This window comes from Pseudoalteromonas sp. QJM3NY_22 (assembly GCF_056173065.1).
Window position 1 is genome coordinate 3547180 of the sequence record NZ_CM149655.1, and the last position, 19804, is coordinate 3566983.

A 19804-nucleotide genomic window follows, 5' to 3' on the forward strand; every position below is an offset into this window, starting at 1 on the left:
CAAGATTATATATGTAACTAACATAACAAATTTTACCTAATTAAAATAACTTTTTAAGTGATTAATGCAACTAAACATAATACGTATAGTCTGAGTTAACGAAGCAGTTAAAAAAGGTCTTCAAACCTCGATTCTAGCGCAATTCAGCGTTAGTTTAAATCTACAAAACACTAGTATTCGCACATTATTAGGTATATCCTGCAATATTATGTATTTATTATCTTGACAGCAGAAAAAGGCACGTTATGGTTCACGTGGTTAACACCCTCCCCAAAAAACACAAATTGCTTATTCTAGGTTTGGTTTCTGCTATTGCCGGCTTGCTCTTTCTTCCTTCTGAAAAAGCAACTGCATCTAAAGATAATAGTGTAAATGCACTAGAGATTGGTAAGCGCTATGAGTTACAAGTTAAAGTTGATAACAACGAAAAATTAACTGAGTTAAATTCAGAGCAAGCAGCAGAAAAGTTACCAGAATACGACTTTGTCGATCATAAAGTTAAAAATGGCGACAATTTAGCAATTATCTTTAAGCGTGCTGGTTTTTCGGCTCAAACGCTTCATAAACTAATTAACACTAATGCAGAGACTCGCAAACTGACTAAAATTCACCCAGGTGAAATACTTAGTTTTGCGACAGCTGAAGATGGCTCCTTAGCTCAACTGCGCTATGTAATTTCAAAAACAGATACTTTATTTGTTACCTTAAATGAAGAAGGTAACTACGATACAGCTATTGATAGCAAAGAAATTGAAACGCTAACCAAAACCGCTGGCGGCGAAATATCTAACAACTTTTGGACTTCAGCAATTGCAGCAGGTTTAAGCGAACGCCAAATAATGAACTTTGCTGACATATTTGGTTGGGATGTTGATTTTGCAAACGACATTCGTAAAGGCGATGTATTTGGCTTAATTTACGAGTCTCACTATGTTGATGGCGAGTTTATTGGTACCGGTAAAATTATTGCAGCTGAATTTGTAAACCAAGGTCAGCGCTTTGCAGCTATTCGCCATACCGACGGCAATTTTTATACGCCTGAAGGGCGTAGCATGAAAAAAGCATTTTTACGTGCACCTGTAAGCTTTAAGTATATTAGTTCGAGCTTTAATCCTCGCCGCTTACACCCTGTTACTGGGCAAGTTAGAGCGCACCGTGGTATCGACTTTGCTGCACGTACTGGCACACCTGTTGTTGCATCTGGTAACGGTAAAGTAATTAAAGCGGGTTACAGCAAGTACAACGGTAACTACGTATTTATTAGCCATGGTACGCAATATGTAACTAAGTACTTACACCTAAATAAGAAGCTAGTTAAAACGGGCCAAAAAGTTAAACAGGGCCAACAAATTGGTACTGTAGGTTCTACAGGTCGTGTTACTGGTGCACATTTACACTATGAATTTTTAGTAAATGGCGTTCACCGTAACCCTAAAACTGTAAAACTTCCTAAGTCAGAGCCATTACCTCGCTCAGAACTTGCCAAGTTTAAACCTATTGCTGATAACTTTATTGCCCAGCTTGAGCGCAATCGCGAGCTACAGTTAGCACTTAAATAAAGTTTATTAATAAACATTAAAAAAGCCTTTGCAGGTTTAACCTGCAAAGGCTTTTTTGTATACGCTATAAACCATTAGTACATCAGTACATAAATGAGCTGAATAACTAAAGACACCATCACTAATGGCCAAATATATTTACTATATTTGGTTGCGCCGTTGAGCCCTATTTTACTTTGATACTTTTCAAGTAACGGAATAAGCACAGCAAGTGCTACAAACAAACCAATTAAAATAACGAATATATTCATATCAGTGCCCTACTTATGGTAGCTCATGGCCTTTAGCGCTCACATAAAGTGCATACCAATGCTCACGAGTTAGCTCTACATTTACAGCATCACAAGAGTCTTTAATTCGCTTAGCGTTAGTCGTCCCAATAATTGGTTGGATCGATGCGGGATGCCGAAGCAACCATGCAAGTACAATTGCCTCAGCAGAAGTACCATAAAGTGCTGCCAGCTTATTAACTAAAATACTGGTGTTTATATCGGCCTGCGATGCATTTGATAAATCACTACCAGTGTACAAACCTTGGCATGAACTGCCCCAGCTTTGAATTTGGATTTCAAAATGGCGACAGTACTCAATACTGCCTGGTGTAAAATTAAGATCTTTACCGTCACTGTTACCGGCATATATGCCTTCATCAACAAACTGATGTTTTTGCAGGCTCGCTTCTATTTGATTGGCAACAATTGGCATGTCGAGCGCATGTTGTAAAAAGTTCATTTGGTGCTGCTGCATATTAGATACTGCAAAATTGCGTACTTTGCCACTTTCTTTTAAACAACTAAACACACGTGCAATTTCATCAACTTCCATGAGTGGATCAGGGCGGTGCAACATAAGTACATCTAAGTACTCTGTGTTTAATCGCTTTAAGGACGCTTCGACTGATTGCTCAATCCATTTAGCTGAAAAATCATAACGCTTCGGCCCTAAGTCATCTTCAAATCGAATCCCACACTTAGATTGAATATATATATGTTCTCTAAGCTCAGGTCGCTCACTTAATGCTTTACCAAAGACCTGTTCTGCTTTACCAAAAGTATAAATATCAGCATGGTCAAAAAAATTAATACCACTTTCAATGGCGTTATCTATACATTCATGAGCTTGCTTAACATGTGCATCAGTGATTGCGTCTTTATTCCAACCGCCGCCCAGACCCATACATCCAAATACAAGCTTACTAACATTAGGTAAATACTTTGCTAAAGGTGTGTGGAGCATTATGACTATCCTTAAAATTGCGAAGAACATCCACTTTAAACAAAAATACAGAAACAAGAAACTATTAACGACGAGAAATAAAAGCCAAAAAAAGCGCAGTAAACTGCGCTAAATCATTTATTAACTACCACGTTAATTATTAGCCAACAAGTGCTAATAAAATACCCGCAGCAACGGCACTACCAAGTACACCTGCTACGTTTGGTCCCATTGCATGCATAAGTAAAAAGTTATGTGGGTTACTTTCAAGGCCAACTTTATTAACTACTCGTGCCGCCATTGGCACAGCCGATACACCTGCCGCCCCAATTAATGGATTTATAGGTGTTTTAGATATACGGTTAAGTCCTTTTGCCATGAATATGCCAGATGCCGTACCAATTGCAAAAGCCAGTGCGCCAAGCACTAAAATACCAATCGTCTCAACAGTTAAAAACTTATCTGCTGCTAATTTAGACCCTACAGCTAAGCCTAAAAATATAGTTGTAACATTGATGATTTCGTTTTGAGCACTGTTACTTAATCTATCAACAACACCCGACTCCCGCATTAAGTTACCTAAACAAAACATACCTACAAGCGGTATAGCAGCCGGTAAAAACATTGCCGTTAAACTAAGTACCATAAGGGGGAAAATAATCTTTTCCTTTTTAGATACCTTACGTAATTCAGGCATCTTAATTTGGCGCTCTTCTGGTGTGGTTAACGCACGCATAATTGGCGGCTGAATAATTGGCACAAGTGCCATGTATGAATATGCAGCTACCGCTATTGCGCCTAGTAAATCAGGTGCCAGTTTTGATGCTAAAAATATTGCCGTTGGCCCATCGGCACCACCTATAATGGCAATAGCTGAGGCATCTTGTAAGGTAAACTCAAAACCTGGTACATAGTTAAGTAATATGGCGCCAAACAATGTAGCAAAAATACCAAACTGTGCAGCCGCACCTAATAACAACATACGTGGGTTTGCAATAAGCGCGCTAAAGTCGGTCAGTGCCCCTACTCCCATAAATATCAACAGTGGAAAAATCCCCGTATCAATACCCACGTAATAAACGTAGTACAAAAGCCCACCTGGGTCTGACAAACCTGCCACTGGTACATTTGTTAAAATTGCACCAAAACCAATAGGTAGTAATAATAGTGGTTCAAAGCCTTTAGCTATCGCTAAAAACAGTAATAAACACCCTACCGCAATCATTATTAACGATGGGATTGTAAAGTTAGCAACACCTGTCGCATTCCAGAGGTTTAAAATACCGTCCATCCTCTATTTACTCCTAAGCTAATGCAATCATAGCGTCGCCGGTAGTTACAGCATCGCCTTCACCAACTAACACTTCAGCAATTGTTCCGGTATGCGTAGCGCGTATTTCAGTTTCCATTTTCATGGCTTCCATAATAATCACTACATCACCTTCGTTAACAACTTGCCCAGCTTTTACTTTAATCTTAAAAATATTACCGGCTAGAGGCGCATTAAGTGTTTCACCTGATGCAACCGAAGCAGACTGAGGCATATGCTCCGAATCTTTTAAGGTTACTTCTTTTAGCTCACCACCTTGCGCTACAACTACGTCATAAACTTTACCATCTACTTTTACGCTGTATTGCTCAGCTTTTACGCCATTACTATTTGAAGCTGATTTAGGGGGTGCTTTACTGCTTTTATCTTCAACAGAAGGGACTGGTTCAAATGCATCTGGGTTATTGCGATTTTTAATAAACTTCAAACCAACTTGCGGAAATAATGCATAAGTTAGTACGTCATCAATTTGATCATCAGCCAGTGTTAAGCCTTGCTCTTGCGCTTCTTTTAATAACTCAGCTTCAAGCGTTGCAAGTTCTGGTGCAATGTTATCTGCAGGGCGACAAGTAATAACTTCTGATCCATCAAGCACACGCTCTTGTAGCTCTTTATTCATTGGTGCTGGTGTTAAGCCATATTCACCTTTTAATACGCCAGCAGTTTCTTTAGTAATTGTTTTATAACGCTCACCTGTTAGCACATTAAGTACCGCTTGAGTGCCAACAATTTGCGACGTTGGTGTTACTAAAGGTAAAAAACCAAGATCTTCACGTACACGTGGGATCTCAAGTAAAACTTCATTAAGCTTATCTGCCGCGCCTTGCTCTTTAAGTTGGTTTTCCATGTTTGTAAGCATGCCACCAGGTACTTGAGCTAGTAAAATACGCCCATCAACCCCTTTTAAGCTACCTTCAAATGCCGCATATTTTTTACGCACATCTCTAAAGTAAGCAGCAATTTCTTCTAGGTGGTTTAAATCAAGCTCAGTATCACGCTCAGTCCCTTCAACTATCGATACAATAGTTTCAGTTGCAGAATGTCCATAAGTCATACTCATTGATGAAATAGCGGTATCGAGCATATCAATGCCTGCATCAATCGCTTTTTGATAAGTAGCAGTACTTAAACCTGTTGTAGCGTGGCACTGCATAGCAATAGGAACCGATACGGTTTCTTTAAGTGCTTTAATTAGTTTTTCAGCATCGTAAGGCTTTAATAAGCCCGCCATATCTTTAATACAAATTGAATGACAACCCATATCTTCAAGCTGCTTTGCAAGAGTTAGCCACATATCAAGTGTATGAACTGGGCTAACTGTGTACGAAATAGTACCTTGAGCGTGCGCGCCTACTTTTATAGCCGCTTTAATCGCTGTTTCTAGGTTACGTACATCATTCATTGCATCGAATATACGAAATACGTCAACACCATTTTTATGTGCGCGTTCTACAAATTTCTCAACTACGTCATCAGCATAATGACGGTAGCCTAATAGGTTTTGACCGCGTAATAGCATTTGCTGTTTAGTATTAGGCATCGCTTTTTTAAGCGCACGAATACGCTCCCACGGATCTTCGCCTAAATAACGAATACACGAATCAAATGTAGCACCGCCCCACGATTCAATAGACCAATAACCTGCATCATCTAACTTGCTAGCAATCGGTAGCATATCGTCTAAACGCATACGTGTTGCGAGCAATGATTGGTGCGCATCGCGTAATACCAATTCTGTTAATTTTAATTTAGCCATGTGTGCCCCTTATTTATTATTTGATTTGTACTGAGCAATGGCAGCACTAATAGCAGCGATGTGCTCATTAGGCACACCTTGAGATTTAAAAGACGGTGATTTAGCTGGTGATGCTTCTGGTTCGCTATAGCGCGTCACCAAATTAGACATAAGCGTTACGGCACCAATTAATATCGACAGAAATACAAACACCCCAACCATACCAGTAAGCATTAAACTACCAGCCGTTGTGAGTAGAGCACCTATATCCATTTTTCTCCCCCTTGAAACCCATATCGAAAATAAAAAATCGATTTAATTAAATATTTATTCACTGGATAATAACAAAACTAATTATTTTGTCTACTTCTTGTAAATTGGTAAAACCAATTAAACTATAATCAACATAAAACTCAACTAATTTACATACCAGAACCCTGCAATCACGCAGCCTACAATAGTTACAGGAAATAATGACTATAGCTAATAGTTATATATAAGTTGTTAATTAACTATCCGGTTAAATAAAAAAAACATGAAAAATCATAGGAAACACAAAAACAAAGGACCAATTGTTAATTGGTCTTACCAAAATAAATGTATTTAGTGAATATTTGCCAGCAATGTGTAACGGTGTGAATAACTTACATAGCAAAGCGTAAAAGTTACTAATCAACTAATTGCCCAAAACACATAAGCCATCAAAAACATACGACATAATCGACCTCACGACTATTTCTATGGCAAAGCAAATTGCTAAAGAAAAGATAGCAGTTTTAACGAGGCAGTGAAAATAGCTATGGATGATTTCCCAAGAGGGAAAGCTAAAATATTAGACGTTGTAGAAAATGGGTTTAACTGTAAAGTTGAGAAAGAAGCTGAGCAACAAGACTATGATATAAACTTATTTTCGAGTTACTTGGTGTTAAATAAAAAAGCTTACACGGCCATAGGTAATCATTTACAAGGCTGCGGGGAATTTGTTCCATTGAATTGTGAGAAAGAATTATTTTTATTCAATCCACTAATTTTTGAAGAAGAAGATAAAGATTTGACGGAAAAAGCTTATCTAGATGGATTTGAAGATGGTCTAAAATCTCTGGCCTTTAAGTCCGATCTAAATCTAATTTTTAAGTCGAGCATGCAAGGTGGAAAATCAATTTACTGTAATGCCGCATTTAAAACTCTTGTGGAAGAAAATAATTTAACTGGGATTACTTTTAATAGTGACTTACTTAGCATTTTTGCATAGCAGCCTCTAAACGCAGCTTTATAATTCGGAATGCCCTCACTCACGACTATAAAAAGTATCCTTGAAATATTAAGTCTAAACTAACGTTAATATGTATTAACGTTAGTTGGGTATCTAACATAGGTCACTAATTTTTTTAGAAGTTGCTGGTTTACGCTCATATCATTTACGTGTAACTTTATGCTAAGCATAAAGAAAACTATATATTTACAAAAATAGCTCTTGAACTAAGGACGGTAAATGCTCAACTGCATCTATAAAGAAGATAACTCAATTTGCACAACCACTGATTATGAAAATAGCCCAGATAAATATCGCGGCTTAATTTATTGTATAGAATGCGGTGCAAAAGCATGGTTTACCAAAGGTTATGAAACGCAAAAAATAAACAGAATGGCGTGCTTCGGTGCAAAGCATAAAGATGGCTGTAATGCATCTACCGTAGAGTTTATTTCAGACGATCATGAAGTTAATGAAGGTGATGAATCAAATCAAAATAGCGATATTAGAGTAGATTTAGATAAAGTATCAACACAATCCATATATGTGTCTAATGATAATAACAAACATGGTGATGATGAATCTGAATGGAAAGGCAAGTCCAAAAAAAGAGCTATTGGTAATTCAGATGGTTTCCCTTTAGGAAAGTCTCTTCGTCAACTATTAACCAACCTATGTCGCAATCCTGACTACGCAGATAATGATCAAACGATTACCATCGTAGCTAATTCAGGACGAATAGTTATCGAAGGCGGACTTAAACAAAACTTAGTAAAAATAGAAAATGTAACTAACAAACATATTGGTAAAGACTATATTTTCTGGGGAAAGGTCAATAATCTGAGCACAGATAAAAATGGAGACCTTTGGCTCAACTATGGTGATTATAGAACAGAACCAAGTATAGCTCTTAATTCTCGCTTGAAAGAGGAATTGCTTACAAACTTCAAGCTCAAAGATGTATCTGAACTAGATGGATCAGATGTTATTATTGTAGGTCATGTTGGATTTTCAACCAAAGGGAAAGCAATAATTAAAACAGGCTTTACTAAGTATATGTCATTTAGAAGAATAAAAGTCATACAAAGCTAACATGCTTAGGGTTTAGATTAAGAAACCAACAATCTTAAAAAGTTAAGATTGTTGGCTAAGCTCGCTACCTAGTAAAAGAAATAGGAATAACGTTATTAAAAACCTTATTCGCTCTAAATTTCTCGACATCAAAATCTAGTATATTCTTTAATAAATCAATATCTACATGCAATTCACCCAATAAATCCTCTAAAGACTTACCATATGCAGTTATATATTTATCAATAGCATCAGGAATTAACTCTGCCCGTTCGAATGGAATCAAATAATCATCTTTCTCTTTTTTTGCTTCATATTTTTTTAATGTAATTATATGGCCTCTATAGCGGCCTTCTGTTAATAGATCTAATTGTCTGGCTCTGTATAGTATGGCGGCTTTACTTACTCCCCAGCGCTCTTTAAGAGCAGAAAGCATTTTCCAGTCCATCCTGTTACCCACTTTGAATTCTTTTATAAAAGCACTTCGAGGCAACAAAAAAGCACTAGCAAACCGGTTAGCTTCTGATTCAGTTTGTTTACATCCCGTAACTAAATCTTGATGCATTATAATATGACCAACTTCATGCGCTATATCGAAGCGGAGACGTCCAGGGCTATCTTTGGCATCATTTCGAACGATAACGGGTCTTCTTATCACACTAGACAATGCATCAACCTCGGCTGAAACTCCTTTAAAAGTAGTGGTGATTGCTCCTGCGCATTCAGCAACCCGAGTCATATTGTCAATGGGGCCAAAACCTAGCCCCCAATGTTGTCTGGTCCTTTCAGCAATTCTTTCTATATCATTACTTGTAGTGAAATCATCATAACTTGGAAAGTTTAACTCAGGAAAGTTGACATACTTACTTAGTAAATCAACTAACCGTATAAATAAAGCTATATTAACTTTAGCTTGAACTTTTGAAGATTGTTTTGTTGTTCTTTTACTTCTAAAGTGAATACTTGCATCATCTAAAACGCTATTAGGTACTACATAAAAAAAATCTTCTGTAACCTTAAGATTAGTTACCAAACTGACAAGCTGCTCCTTAGTTGGAAATCTTGAGCTTACTTCCAACTGATGAACATACTGCCTAGATGTTCCAATTGCATCTGCCAATTCAGCAAGAGTTAGCCCGTTTAATATACGGGCTAGCTTTAAGTTGTTACCTATGAAATTCAGGTTTGTATTGGTAATATTATTCATCTTTATTCATCTGAAAGTTTCCGAACTTCTTTTGTGGGTAAAGTCGTTTTAGGTGCCTCAGTAGTAACCTTTTCAGGTCGAGTATCATCAGAAGATGATATTCCCGAAGCTGAGTTCTCTGGTAAGCTCCAAACACATTTCACCTGATCTACTTCATTTAAACCAACGAAGTAAATTTCATAATCTCGCTCCTCGCCTTCCGGAGCTTCTATGACTTCAATAAAAAAGCGCCATTTAAGCACACTCTCCATCGATTCGCCACTATCCTCCCCCCAATTAAAGCTCTCTTGATGATGAGCTGTAAATTTTTCTATTTGAATAGCTTCAGTTTCAGATACTGCTGTAGAAGAGCGCTTCTTAGGGGCCAAATAATTATCGCGTGTAAATCTAAAAGGTGCTCCATTAATATTCATTATTAAACGATTTGAACCGTCATTAATATTTAACCATTCATAATCAAGAACCATTTGTTTCAATTTATTCTTTTGACGATCAAAACGAGTACAGCCTACCGAGTAACCAGAGTCAAATTCAGACTGTAGATCATCATCAGTTTCAAAACATTGCTCCTTAAGAGCTTTTGCTATTATTGTAAGTCTCTCATCCGTAAAACTATCAACGAAATGAGATGGCTTTTTGTCAGACATAGTAAATTAACCTTTTTGTGAAATGCTGGGTTTGTCAAGCAATCTTCGGACAAAAACAATACTTTGTCAAGCGCAAAAGGATAAAATTTAAATTACGTCAAGCAGTGCAGTTTCTATTCGAGTTATTAAACTTATAACTACTTATTACTTCTTCCAACCTTTTCAAATTAGCGCCACCATGTGTATATTTATCTGTAATCCCACCTTTTGAAAGTTCATGACCAACCACTTGTTGTATCAGTGAAAGATCAAACGAGTGGTTATTACGTATGTTACTTATGAACGTATGTCTAAAGCTGTGATAACTGCGTAGTTCATCTAATTCATTCACACTTGGTATTTCAAGCTCTACAACTAAACGACCGAACCAACTAGTTATACTCTCAGCCGACGTTATTTCATATAAAATACGTTCCTCTGCTTGTTCTACATACTCTAAAAAGCCAAGCTCGATTAAGCGTTGATGGAAGGTCAACAGGAAGGTCAACAGGGTCAAATCTTGACTTCATACATCATAATTTCTCACAGCCCGATTATTACTTTTTATTGAAATTCTACCAATTGCCATGAGCATACGGCTGAAAAAAGTGACTTATCTTAATTTTTAAGCACAAAAAAGCCCGCAGCGTTAACTGCGGGCTTTTTTATTGAATGAGTGAGTCAGCCTATAAGCCGGGTTTTGTCCTTTCCGAAGAAAGTGATAATCATTCGTCTAGGCCATAAATCGCTCTATGGCTCAAGCAACCTACCCGGTTCTCACGTGGGCCACGCGTTCATTATTTAAAATGATAGAACCCTATTTGGTCTTGCTCCGAGTGGAGTTTACCTTGCAACCGACTATTACTAGCGGCCCGGTGCGCTCTTACCGCACCCTTTCACCCTTACCAACCCGAAGATTGGCGGTCTCCTCTCTGCTGCACTTGTCGTGGGCTCACGCCCCCCAGCCGTTAGCTGGCACTCTGCCCTATGGAGCCCGGACTTTCCTCCCCCTGATCATTTTCGTCACAGGCAGCGATCATCTTGGCTGACTCGGCGCGCAGTATACATGAGGCTAATACCAAGCGCAGTAAAATTTACTCTTTTTCTTCAATAATTGTTTTGTATAAAGCGTTTTTCTTCATTCCAAAGTATTCAGCAACCACGCCACAGGCTTTTTTCATTGGCATTTCACTCTCAAGAAGTGCCAGCATTTTGCGCGCTTCAGGCGGAACATCGTCTATTTGCTTTGGTTTGCCCGCAAGCATAAGCACTATTTCGCCGCGCTGCTTGGTAGGATCATCTGTTAAAAACTGTTTAAGCTCACTTACACTACCATTAAAAAATGTTTCAAAGGTTTTGGTTAGCTCTTTAGCAAACACAATGTGTTGATCGTCGCCAAGTGCTAGTGCTAAATCATCAAGGCTTGCCATAATACGGTGCGTACTTTCGTACATTATGCTGGTGATACCTGAGTTAACAGCTTCGGTAAAAAAGTCTTGCCGAGCTTTGCTTTTAGCTGGCGTAAAGCCTAAAAACTGAAAGCGGTCAGTGGGTAAACCAGAACAACATACAGCGGTAATAGCAGCACACGCACCAGGTATAGGTGTAACATGCGCGCCTTGCTCACGGCATAAGTTTACAACCGCGTAGCCTGGATCACTAATTAGTGGTGTACCAGCGTCAGATACTAAAGCAATATTTAAACCTTGATTAAGTTGATCAATAATTTGTTGTGCTTTTTGCTTTTCGTTGTGGTCGTGTAATGCGAATGTTTTAGCCTTGATACCAAAGTGGCTAAGTAGCTTGCCGGTATGGCGAGTATCTTCAGCAGCTATTAAGTCAACCTGCGATAATGTCGCGATTGCACGCTGACTTAAGTCGTCATAATTGCCAATTGGGGTGGCTACAATGTAAAGAGTGCCAATTTTCTGTGAATTCTCCTCATTTAACATTGAGGTCTCCTGCGTCAGTCAGTAATATAAGCAAATCGCGTTAACGTATTGGGAAATCATTGTGCGACTTAAACTAGTTAGTCTATTAATTATATTGTCAGGGTTATCGGCGTGCAGCACAACCGAAAAACCAACTAAAAACAGTGATAACTTCAGTAACAGTGCAAATGCATTAAAAAATCAAGCTACCAGCGCACAATCTATCTATCAATTGGCTCAAAATCGTCAAGGGGCTGATAAAATACAATTGTTGTATAGCGCAAGAGATGCAGCTATTACAGAGCAAAACTGGCCGCTACTAGAAAAAATAGGTAGCGACCTTGAATTAACAGCCAGTGTTGATCAAATTCAAAACCGTCTTTATATTGCGTTTTCGCAAAAAAAACAGGATAAAAATGCTCAAGCCTTGGTTATTCTACAATCGCTAGACGGGCAACTAACCCAACCCGAGCACTTTGCATGGCATCAGTTTTTAACTGCCAGTATTTACGCATCACAAAATTTTCCTAAAAAAGCGGCCCCTTATTTCTTTAGGGCATCTGAGACAGCAGCTAAGAATAATATTGAGATCCCACAGCTTAATCAAAACTTGTGGGATAACTTAAAAAAACTGTCATCTTATGCATTAGAGCGCTTTAACCGAGGTTCAGTAATTCAACAGGGTTGGGCTAACCTTGCCTTATATCATCAAGTATATACAAGCAGCGGTGTTGAGTTAGATCAAGCAATCAATAACTGGCGACGCCGCTATGTTGGACACCCAGCGGTAACGGTATTACCTAAACAAGATGAATTGTTTACAGAGTTTTCCCCTATAAATATAGAACGTTTAGTTATACTGCTCCCACAATCAGGCCCAAATGAGCGATTAGGCGATGCACTCAAAGCCGGTGTTCTAGCTGCGCTTGATAAACAAAACATTAGTGAAACTCTGTTTCTAGATGAAAACCTAAACACTGAAGAACTTGCAGCTAAAATTGAGGAAATAAACCCCGACTTTGTTGTTGGACCTTTGTTAAAAGCCAATATTGATAAACTTACAGCAGCTAATACCTTGATAAATATACCGGCTCTGCATTTAAATACCTTTGATGGTGAGCGTATTTCATTGCAGCATTACTTCTTTGCACTGAGTCCTGAACACGAAGTAGAACAAGCTTTAGAACACTTTTTAGCCATGGGCTACCAAAAACCAATGTTGCTTGCACCTAATAATGTAAATGGCCAACGTTTAATTGACTACTTTAATTTACAGTGGCAACGCTACAGTGAAACCAAACCTCAGATTGGCCTGTATAATGATAAAAAAGACATGCCTAATACAATTACCAGCTTACTAGAAGTTGATAAGTCTAAAGAGCGTATAAAAACTGTAAAAGCACTTTTTAAACAAGAAGTAGAGAACGAAACGCGATCGCGTAGTGACATAGATGTTATTTACATTTTAGGTGATGCAATAGAAACCCGTTTAATTAAACCTTACCTTGATGTAAATGTAAGTACATTTGCTGATCGTATCCCACTTTATGCCAGCTCTAAAAGTCATAGCAAACAAATTGACCGTACAGATAAAGGTGATCTAGAAGGACTATATTTTACTGAGCTCCCATGGATGCTTAACTCACAAGTTAAACTACATACCTTGCGAGCACAATATGACACTTTATGGCCTGAACAAGTTGATATAAGCCAGCGTTTATTTGCTATGGCGTATGATGCAATATTAGTACTTCCAGAAATAAGGCAACTAAGTATTGTGCCTGGCAACGAATTAAGTGGTTTAAGCGGTAAGTTATCTATAAACAGCAGTGGGCACATAGAGCGAACATTAAATTGGGCGCAGTATTCTAATCGTCGTATAAAACCTGTGCAGTTAAAAACGCAGCGCCCAATACCACTATTTATGCAATCTGCAAATACAATACAAACAAGTAATTAAAGGGGGCGACATGTCGTGGTTTAAAGAGCTGTGGCAAAATAGCCGTGAAAAAGGTCAATATTATGAGCTCCAAGCGCAAAAATATTTGGTATCTCAGGGATTAACCCCCATTGAGCGTAATTATTACTGCCCCTTTGGTGAGCTTGATGTCATTATGAAAGAAGGTGACACCCTTGTTTTTGTAGAAGTTAAATTTCGCAAAAACAATGCGCGCGGCGGCGCTAATTATGCATTAAGCCCGCAGAAGCAGGCAAGACTAAAACGCAGTATTTATCATTACTTAGCCGCTAAAAATTTAACAAATGAAGCGCTTAGAATTGATTATGTAGCCATTACAGGAGAATCATCTCCCAAAATTAACTGGCTTAAAAACGTATTTTAAATACTTAGGCAATATAGGCTTAAGTTCATATAAAGATTAAGTATAAATTATTGGTAGGCTATGCAAGATACAATTAAAGAAATTTTTACAGAGAGCATTCAAGTACAAATCGCTGCAGGTGAAGTATTACCCAGTGCACTTGAATCAGCAGCATTTACCATTGCACAAAGCTTGATAAACGGTAATAAACTCATTTGTTGCGGCACTGCAAATTGCCATATGCTAGCCCAACATATTGCGGGTGTACTTGTTAACCATTATGAAACTGAGCGGCCGTGTCTCCCCGCGATAGCTTTGTCTCAAGAAAATATAAATTTAGGTCAAAATAACCAAGGCGATGATCACGATACATTTGCGCGACAAGTTCGTGCTTTTGCCCAGCAAGGGGATTTACTTCTTGCACTTGCTATAAACGGTAACGAAAAACATATTATTTCTGCTGTAGAGGCTGCACTTACTAAAGATATGAAAGTAATCGTGATGGTCGGTGATGATGGAGGGGAATTAGTTGGCTTACTTGGCCCTAATGACGTTGAAATTAGAACCCCTTCTAAGCGCCCTAGCCGTATTATCGAATCGCATTTAGTTAACTTACACTGTTTAAGCGAACTTGTTGATTTAACCCTCTTTCCGCAGGATGAAAACTATGTTTAAACGCTCCCTTATTGTTTTAAGTACTGTTGTATTATTGCAAGGCTGTGCGGCCGCTATTGTTGCAGGTACAGCTAGTGCAGTAACAGCAGCGAACGATCGCCGCACTATTGGCTCACAAATTGATGATAACAATATTGAGATAAAAGCCAGCATTGCCTTGAGTGAGGTAGAGCGCATTGAGAAATTTGCTAATATCAATGCAGTAAGCGTAAACGGTATCGTTTTATTAGTTGGTCAAGTCGCAAATCAAGAAATGAAAGGTGAAGCTCAACGTACAATTGAAGACGTTGCTGGTATTCGTAAAATTCATAATCAAATCCGTATTGGATCAAATATTGGTATCACCACACAAACCCACGACTCATGGTTAACCTCAAAAGTAAAAGCGCAGCTACTCACTGCAAAGAATATTAGTAGCAATAATATTAAGGTAGTTACTGAGAACGGTGAAGTATTTTTAATGGGATTAGTCTCTGAGTCTGAATCTAATCAAGCAGTAAACATTGCACGTAATGTATCTGGCGTTGAACGCGTAATAAAAGTTTTTGAATATATGTAGTTGTAAAATGATAGATAGCCTAATTACATACACCGGCTCGCTTTTGTATCAGGCATAAAAAAACCGCTTAATAAGCGGTTTTTTTTGGCATTTATGTATTATTTAATAACACGTAAATGAGATCCTTTTTTCTTTTCAGGCTTTTCTGGTGGTGCTTCATCAATAAATTCAGCTGATGAGTCAACACTTTCAAGCTCTGGAGCAAAGTCGTCTTCGTCCCCTAAAAACTCGTCTGCTGTAAAGACCGTACCTTCACCATTTTCACGTGCATATATTGCCAGCACTGCACCTAAGGGCACATACACTTGCATTGGCTGACCACTAAAGCGCGCGTTAAAGCTAAGTTGGGTTAGGTCTAACGAAAACTGTGTGACTGCTGATGGACTTATGTTTAAAACAATTTGTCCGTCTTGAACAAACTGTGTAGGCACTTGTACATTAGCAAACCCAGCGTCTACCACTAGATGTGGCGTGCATTCGTTATCAACTATCCAATCAAAAAAAGCACGTAATAAATAAGGACGATTAGGCGTCATTATAAACGAATCTCACGCTCAGCTTCAGTTAAAGAAGCTTGGAATGACTCACGTTCAAATAAACGGATCATGTATTCTTTAAGCTCTTTAGAACCAGCACCATTAAGCTCAATACCAAATTCTGGTAAACGCCAAAGTAGTGGAGCTAAGTAACAATCCACTAAGCTAAACTCTTCACTCATAAAGTAAGGAGCTTCACTAAAGATAGGTGCTACAGCTAGTAATGCTTCTGTTAACTCTTTACGAGCTTGAGCTGCATCAGATGCGTTATTGATGATTTTTTCAGCTAGGCTGTACCAATCTGTATCAATACGGTGCATCATTAAACGGCTACGACCACGCATTACCGGGTATACAGGCATTAGTGGAGGATGAGGAAAACGTTCATCAAGGTATTCCATGATGATATTTGCCTGATATAAACCAAGCTCACGGTCAATCAGTGTTGGTACTGTACCGTAAGGGTTAATTTCGTGAAGTGCTTCTGGCAGGTTATCTTTTTCAGCCAAATGAATATCTACACTTACACCTTTTTCCGCAAGTACAATTCGTACTTGGTGGCTATACATACAGTTAGCCCCAGAAAAAAGGGTCATTACAGGGCGCTTATTGGCAGCTACGGCCATGCCTACCTCCATTAAATCACTAAAACAGCAATAGGGGCTTAAGCCCCTATTGCAAAATTACCTTTAAATATGTTCAAACTTAATGAACATCTCTCCAGTATTCTTTCTTAAGCATAAATGCCAAGATAAACAGGATAATTAAAAATCCGATTACCTTAATACCTAATGCTTCCGACTCAAGACGTGAAGGTTCACCCACGTACTCAAGGAAGTTCGTTAAATCACGAGCTGCTTGGTCGTATTCATCTACGCTTAGTTCACCCGTACCATCTGTTTCAGTAGCAATAACTTTAGTCACAGTGTGACCATGCTCTTCTACTTCTTCAGTAATTGGCGTTGGCAAACCTTGCAGCTCTTGAAGAACATGAGGCATACCAACAGATGGGAAAACAATGTTATTTACACCAAACGGGCGAGATTCATCTTTATAAAACGATTTTAAGTACGTGTAAATATAATCTGGTGATTTTACACGAGCAATTAGCGTTAAATCCGGCGGAGCCGCACCAAACCATTTTGCTGCATCATCTTTTGTAATCGCGTTAGTAATATGGCTACCGACTTTAGAACCGTCAAAAATCAATTGTTCTAAACCAACCTCTGTTGGGATACCAATATCGCGAAAAGTACGTTCATAACGTTGATACTGCATTTGGTGACAACCAAGACAGTAGTTCATGAACAACTTTGCACCGCGCTGTAAAGATGGTTGATCAGTAAGGTCGTTATTCGCTTCCATTAAAGGAACCGATGGACCCGCTGCCATAACCATGTTCGGCAACAAGTTTACTGATAAAGCAAATAAACCAATAATAAGCTTTTTCATCATTTCGTTAACCTCTCTGGCAATGGCTTAGTTTTTTCGTTCTTACTGTATACAAACAACAGTACGAAGAACATAAAGTAAGTCACAGTACAGATTTGAGAAATTATCGTCTTAAGGTCTGTTTGTGGAGTTGCACCCACCCAACCTAAAAGAACGAAAGTAACAACAAAACCTGCAATGTTCCATTTATGGAAACCACAACGGTAACGAACCGATTTAACTCTACCACGGTCTACCCAAGGTAGTAACGCAAGTACAACAATCGATGCACCCATTGCTGCAACACCGATAAGCTTATCAGGGATTGCGCGTAAGATTGCATAGAATGGCGTAAAGTACCAAACTGGGAAAATGTGCTCTGGTGTTTTAAGAGGGTTAGCTGCTTCGAAGTTTGGACCTTCTAAAAAGAAGCCATTCATCGCAGGCATAAAAAACACAACCCAACAGAACAATATTAAGAAACCAACCACACCAACAATATCTTTAACTGTGTAGTAAGGGTGGAACGGTATTGCATCAACAATATCTTTTTTGTCAGTGTAATACTCATGAAATTTAAATTTAGGTTTATCTTCTTCAGCTACAGAGCCTTTCTTACGCTTAATTTCAATACCTTCGGGGTTATTTGAACCCACTTCATGCAATGCAACAATGTGTAAGAAAACTAAGATTACGATAACCAGTGGGAGTGCAATTACATGTAATGCAAAGAAGCGGTTAAGCGTTGCACCCGATATTACGTAGTCGCCACGGATCCAAAGTGTTAAGTCATCACCAATAACCGGAATTGCACCGAATAGAGAAATGATTACCTGCGCACCCCAAAATGACATTTGACCCCAAGGTAATAAGTACCCCATGAACGCTTCAGCCATTAATGCCAAGAAAATAAACATACCGAATAACCACAGTAATTCACGTGGCTTTTGGTAAGAACCGTAGATCATGCCACGGAACATATGCATATATACAACGATGAAAAACGCTGAAGCACCTGTTGAGTGCAAGTAACGCAATAACCAGCCATATTCTACATCACGCATGATGTATTCAACCGAGGCGAATGCGCCCTCAGCAGATGGCACAAAGTTCATCGTTAACCAAATACCTGTAAGAATTTGGTTTACTAGTACCAGCATGGCTAGTGAGCCAAAAAAGTACCAGAAGTTAAAGTTTTTAGGTGCTGGATACTGTGCAATGTGCATATTCCAAACACGTGTCATTGGGATTCGGTCGTCTATCCAACCAATAATCTTACCAAACATTAGACTACCCCTCTTTCTTCGCCCACTAAAATAGTGGTTTCATCTAGAAAAGTATAAGGTGGTATTTCTAAGTTTAATGGTGCAGGTACCGATTGAAAAACTCGGCCAGCCATATCAAATTTAGAACCGTGGCATGGGCAGTAGAAACCATCGTCAGTCCCTTCTACTTTTTCGCCAAAGTTACCTTGTAAAAAGCCAGGAGAACACCCTAAATGCGTACAAATACCTACAGCCAAAAATATTTCTGGGCGTAATGAACGGTAATCATTTGTTGATGATTCTAATTGTTGTGGCTCTTGCGATTGTGGATCACGAAGTTGACCTTCATGTTCTTTCATCTGCTCAAGCATTTTTGGGGTACGTGATACAACCCATACAGGTTTACCACGCCACTCGACACGTATTAATTGTCCCGGCTCAAGTTTGCTGATATCTACTTCCACAGGCGCACCCGCAGATTTAGCTCGCTCACTTGGATTCCAAGACGCAATAAAAGGAACAGCAGCCCCAGCCGCACCAACACCACCAACAACAGAGGTAGCTATGGTTAAAAAGCGACGTCGGCCATTGTCTACAGGCGCATTGCTCATCCACTTATCTCCACTTACGATTCTCAACACTTGCTATATTGAGAACATCAGTTACAGCAGGTTAATTATTCGAAATTTTTAAAATAGAAACGATCATAATTAAAACCCTTGATTAAAACAAGGTTATTCACAGCCTCATGCTCTAACACACCTAACTTCACCTAGGGTTCAGTAAGCCAGTTTGAGTATAGGGCCGAATAGTCATAATACCGTTTCTGTAAAAACTATGTACTGACCAAGATCAACGTCACTAAGCAAAAACTCTAAAACGGTGCGTAGTGTCGTAAAACTCGATCGTTTTACTTCCATGCCAATTGTAGCAAAAAATTCCACCAATTAACTGATGGATTTAAACTAATTACGATAATTATTTAACTTTTTTGCAGCTATCTGAGTATTTTTTAACTTTCGTTTATTAAATACGCTGTTATTGAGGAGTTTGATCAATACAAGTAACTGTAATTATTAAGCCTAGGCACG

The 19804-nt window shown here is 38.7% G+C and carries 21 protein-coding genes and 1 other RNA gene; 7 read left to right on the top strand and 15 right to left on the bottom strand.

The features are described 5' to 3' along the window. The first annotated feature begins 245 nt into the window (after positions 1 to 245). Positions 246 to 1559, top strand: a complete 1314-nt coding sequence (locus AC0VZ4_RS16305) for a peptidoglycan DD-metalloendopeptidase family protein (protein WP_096793703.1) — start codon at positions 246 to 248, stop codon at positions 1557 to 1559. A gap of 74 nt (positions 1560 to 1633) precedes the next feature. Here the strand turns inward: AC0VZ4_RS16305 and AC0VZ4_RS16310 are convergent, their stop codons facing one another. From AC0VZ4_RS16310 to AC0VZ4_RS16330, 5 genes are all read right to left on the bottom strand, one after another. Beyond that, a complete protein-coding gene (locus tag AC0VZ4_RS16310; protein WP_475440177.1) occupies positions 1634 to 1810 on the bottom strand; it encodes a hypothetical protein in 177 nt (58 codons plus the stop codon). 13 nt (positions 1811 to 1823) lie between these two features. Next, positions 1824 to 2795, bottom strand: a complete 972-nt coding sequence (locus tag AC0VZ4_RS16315) for an aldo/keto reductase (RefSeq protein ID WP_475440178.1) — start codon at positions 2793 to 2795, stop codon at positions 1824 to 1826. Positions 2796 to 2934: 139 nt separating this feature from the next. Beyond that, complete coding sequence (locus AC0VZ4_RS16320) at positions 2935 to 4065, bottom strand: sodium ion-translocating decarboxylase subunit beta (protein ID WP_475440179.1); 1131 nt, start codon at positions 4063 to 4065, stop codon at positions 2935 to 2937. 13 nt (positions 4066 to 4078) lie between these two features. After that, the gene (gene oadA / locus AC0VZ4_RS16325; RefSeq protein ID WP_475440180.1) at positions 4079 to 5860 is read right to left on the bottom strand and encodes a sodium-extruding oxaloacetate decarboxylase subunit alpha; all 1782 of its coding nucleotides are present in this window, start codon (positions 5858 to 5860) and stop codon (positions 4079 to 4081) included. A 9-nt stretch (positions 5861 to 5869) separates the two neighbouring features. After that, the gene (locus AC0VZ4_RS16330) at positions 5870 to 6112 is read right to left on the bottom strand and encodes an OadG family protein (protein WP_007583814.1); all 243 of its coding nucleotides are present in this window, start codon (positions 6110 to 6112) and stop codon (positions 5870 to 5872) included. Between the two features lie 526 nt (positions 6113 to 6638). Between AC0VZ4_RS16330 and AC0VZ4_RS16335 the strand changes: the two genes are divergently transcribed. Continuing rightward, positions 6639 to 7091, top strand: a complete 453-nt coding sequence (locus tag AC0VZ4_RS16335; protein WP_475440181.1) for a hypothetical protein — start codon at positions 6639 to 6641, stop codon at positions 7089 to 7091. A gap of 240 nt (positions 7092 to 7331) precedes the next feature. Then, positions 7332 to 8183: a hypothetical protein gene (locus AC0VZ4_RS16340; RefSeq protein ID WP_475440182.1), complete on the top strand. Its 852-nt coding sequence runs from the start codon at positions 7332 to 7334 to the stop codon at positions 8181 to 8183. Positions 8184 to 8247: 64 nt separating this feature from the next. Here the strand turns inward: AC0VZ4_RS16340 and AC0VZ4_RS16345 are convergent, their stop codons facing one another. From AC0VZ4_RS16345 to rsmI, 5 genes are all read right to left on the bottom strand, one after another. Next, complete coding sequence (locus tag AC0VZ4_RS16345; protein ID WP_475440183.1) at positions 8248 to 9369, bottom strand: helix-turn-helix domain-containing protein; 1122 nt, start codon at positions 9367 to 9369, stop codon at positions 8248 to 8250. A gap of 2 nt (positions 9370 to 9371) precedes the next feature. Continuing rightward, positions 9372 to 10016 carry a hypothetical protein gene (locus AC0VZ4_RS16350; protein WP_475440184.1) on the bottom strand — a complete coding sequence of 215 codons (645 nt, stop codon included), beginning with the start codon at positions 10014 to 10016 and terminating at the stop codon, positions 9372 to 9374. 97 nt (positions 10017 to 10113) lie between these two features. After that, entirely contained in the window at positions 10114 to 10491 is a 378-nt protein-coding gene (locus AC0VZ4_RS16355; protein WP_475440185.1) for a site-specific integrase, read from the bottom strand. Positions 10492 to 10668: 177 nt separating this feature from the next. Further along, positions 10669 to 11048: RNase P RNA component class A (gene rnpB, locus AC0VZ4_RS16360), an RNA gene on the bottom strand. Positions 11049 to 11089: 41 nt separating this feature from the next. Beyond that, positions 11090 to 11947, bottom strand: coding sequence for a 16S rRNA (cytidine(1402)-2'-O)-methyltransferase (rsmI, locus tag AC0VZ4_RS16365; RefSeq protein ID WP_475440186.1), 858 nt, complete (start codon positions 11945 to 11947; stop codon positions 11090 to 11092). 61 nt (positions 11948 to 12008) lie between these two features. On the opposite strand from rsmI, the gene AC0VZ4_RS16370 reads away from it, so the two are divergent. Genes AC0VZ4_RS16370 through dolP form a run of 4 tightly spaced genes read left to right on the top strand, consistent with a single transcriptional unit; the run spans position 12009 to position 15481 of the window. Beyond that, entirely contained in the window at positions 12009 to 13886 is a 1878-nt protein-coding gene (locus tag AC0VZ4_RS16370) for a penicillin-binding protein activator (RefSeq protein WP_475440187.1), read from the top strand. A gap of 10 nt (positions 13887 to 13896) precedes the next feature. Then, a complete protein-coding gene (locus tag AC0VZ4_RS16375) occupies positions 13897 to 14268 on the top strand; it encodes a YraN family protein (protein WP_007379078.1) in 372 nt (123 codons plus the stop codon). A 60-nt stretch (positions 14269 to 14328) separates the two neighbouring features. Continuing rightward, the gene (locus AC0VZ4_RS16380; RefSeq protein ID WP_007379077.1) at positions 14329 to 14922 is read left to right on the top strand and encodes an SIS domain-containing protein; all 594 of its coding nucleotides are present in this window, start codon (positions 14329 to 14331) and stop codon (positions 14920 to 14922) included. Then, positions 14915 to 15481 carry a division/outer membrane stress-associated lipid-binding lipoprotein gene (gene dolP, locus AC0VZ4_RS16385; protein ID WP_096793712.1) on the top strand — a complete coding sequence of 189 codons (567 nt, stop codon included), beginning with the start codon at positions 14915 to 14917 and terminating at the stop codon, positions 15479 to 15481. Before AC0VZ4_RS16380 ends, dolP begins: the two co-directional genes overlap by 8 nt. Before the next feature lie 98 nt (positions 15482 to 15579). On the opposite strand, the gene AC0VZ4_RS16390 is transcribed toward dolP, so the two are convergent. The 5 genes from AC0VZ4_RS16390 to petA form a co-directional block, all read right to left on the bottom strand. Next, positions 15580 to 16017, bottom strand: coding sequence for a ClpXP protease specificity-enhancing factor (locus AC0VZ4_RS16390; RefSeq protein ID WP_475440188.1), 438 nt, complete (start codon positions 16015 to 16017; stop codon positions 15580 to 15582). Continuing rightward, positions 16017 to 16643 (bottom strand): stringent starvation protein SspA, encoded by a 627-nt coding sequence (gene sspA, locus AC0VZ4_RS16395; RefSeq protein ID WP_007378322.1) that lies wholly within the window; start codon positions 16641 to 16643, stop codon positions 16017 to 16019. The genes AC0VZ4_RS16390 and sspA overlap by 1 nt, the downstream gene beginning before the upstream one ends. Positions 16644 to 16722: 79 nt before the next feature. Beyond that, a complete protein-coding gene (locus tag AC0VZ4_RS16400) occupies positions 16723 to 17472 on the bottom strand; it encodes a cytochrome c1 (protein WP_008135840.1) in 750 nt (249 codons plus the stop codon). Beyond that, complete coding sequence (locus AC0VZ4_RS16405) at positions 17469 to 18734, bottom strand: cytochrome b (RefSeq protein ID WP_007378320.1); 1266 nt, start codon at positions 18732 to 18734, stop codon at positions 17469 to 17471. Before AC0VZ4_RS16405 ends, AC0VZ4_RS16400 begins: the two co-directional genes overlap by 4 nt. Next, positions 18734 to 19324 (bottom strand): ubiquinol-cytochrome c reductase iron-sulfur subunit, encoded by a 591-nt coding sequence (gene petA / locus AC0VZ4_RS16410; protein ID WP_007378319.1) that lies wholly within the window; start codon positions 19322 to 19324, stop codon positions 18734 to 18736. Before petA ends, AC0VZ4_RS16405 begins: the two co-directional genes overlap by 1 nt. Positions 19325 to 19804 lie beyond the last annotated feature (480 nt).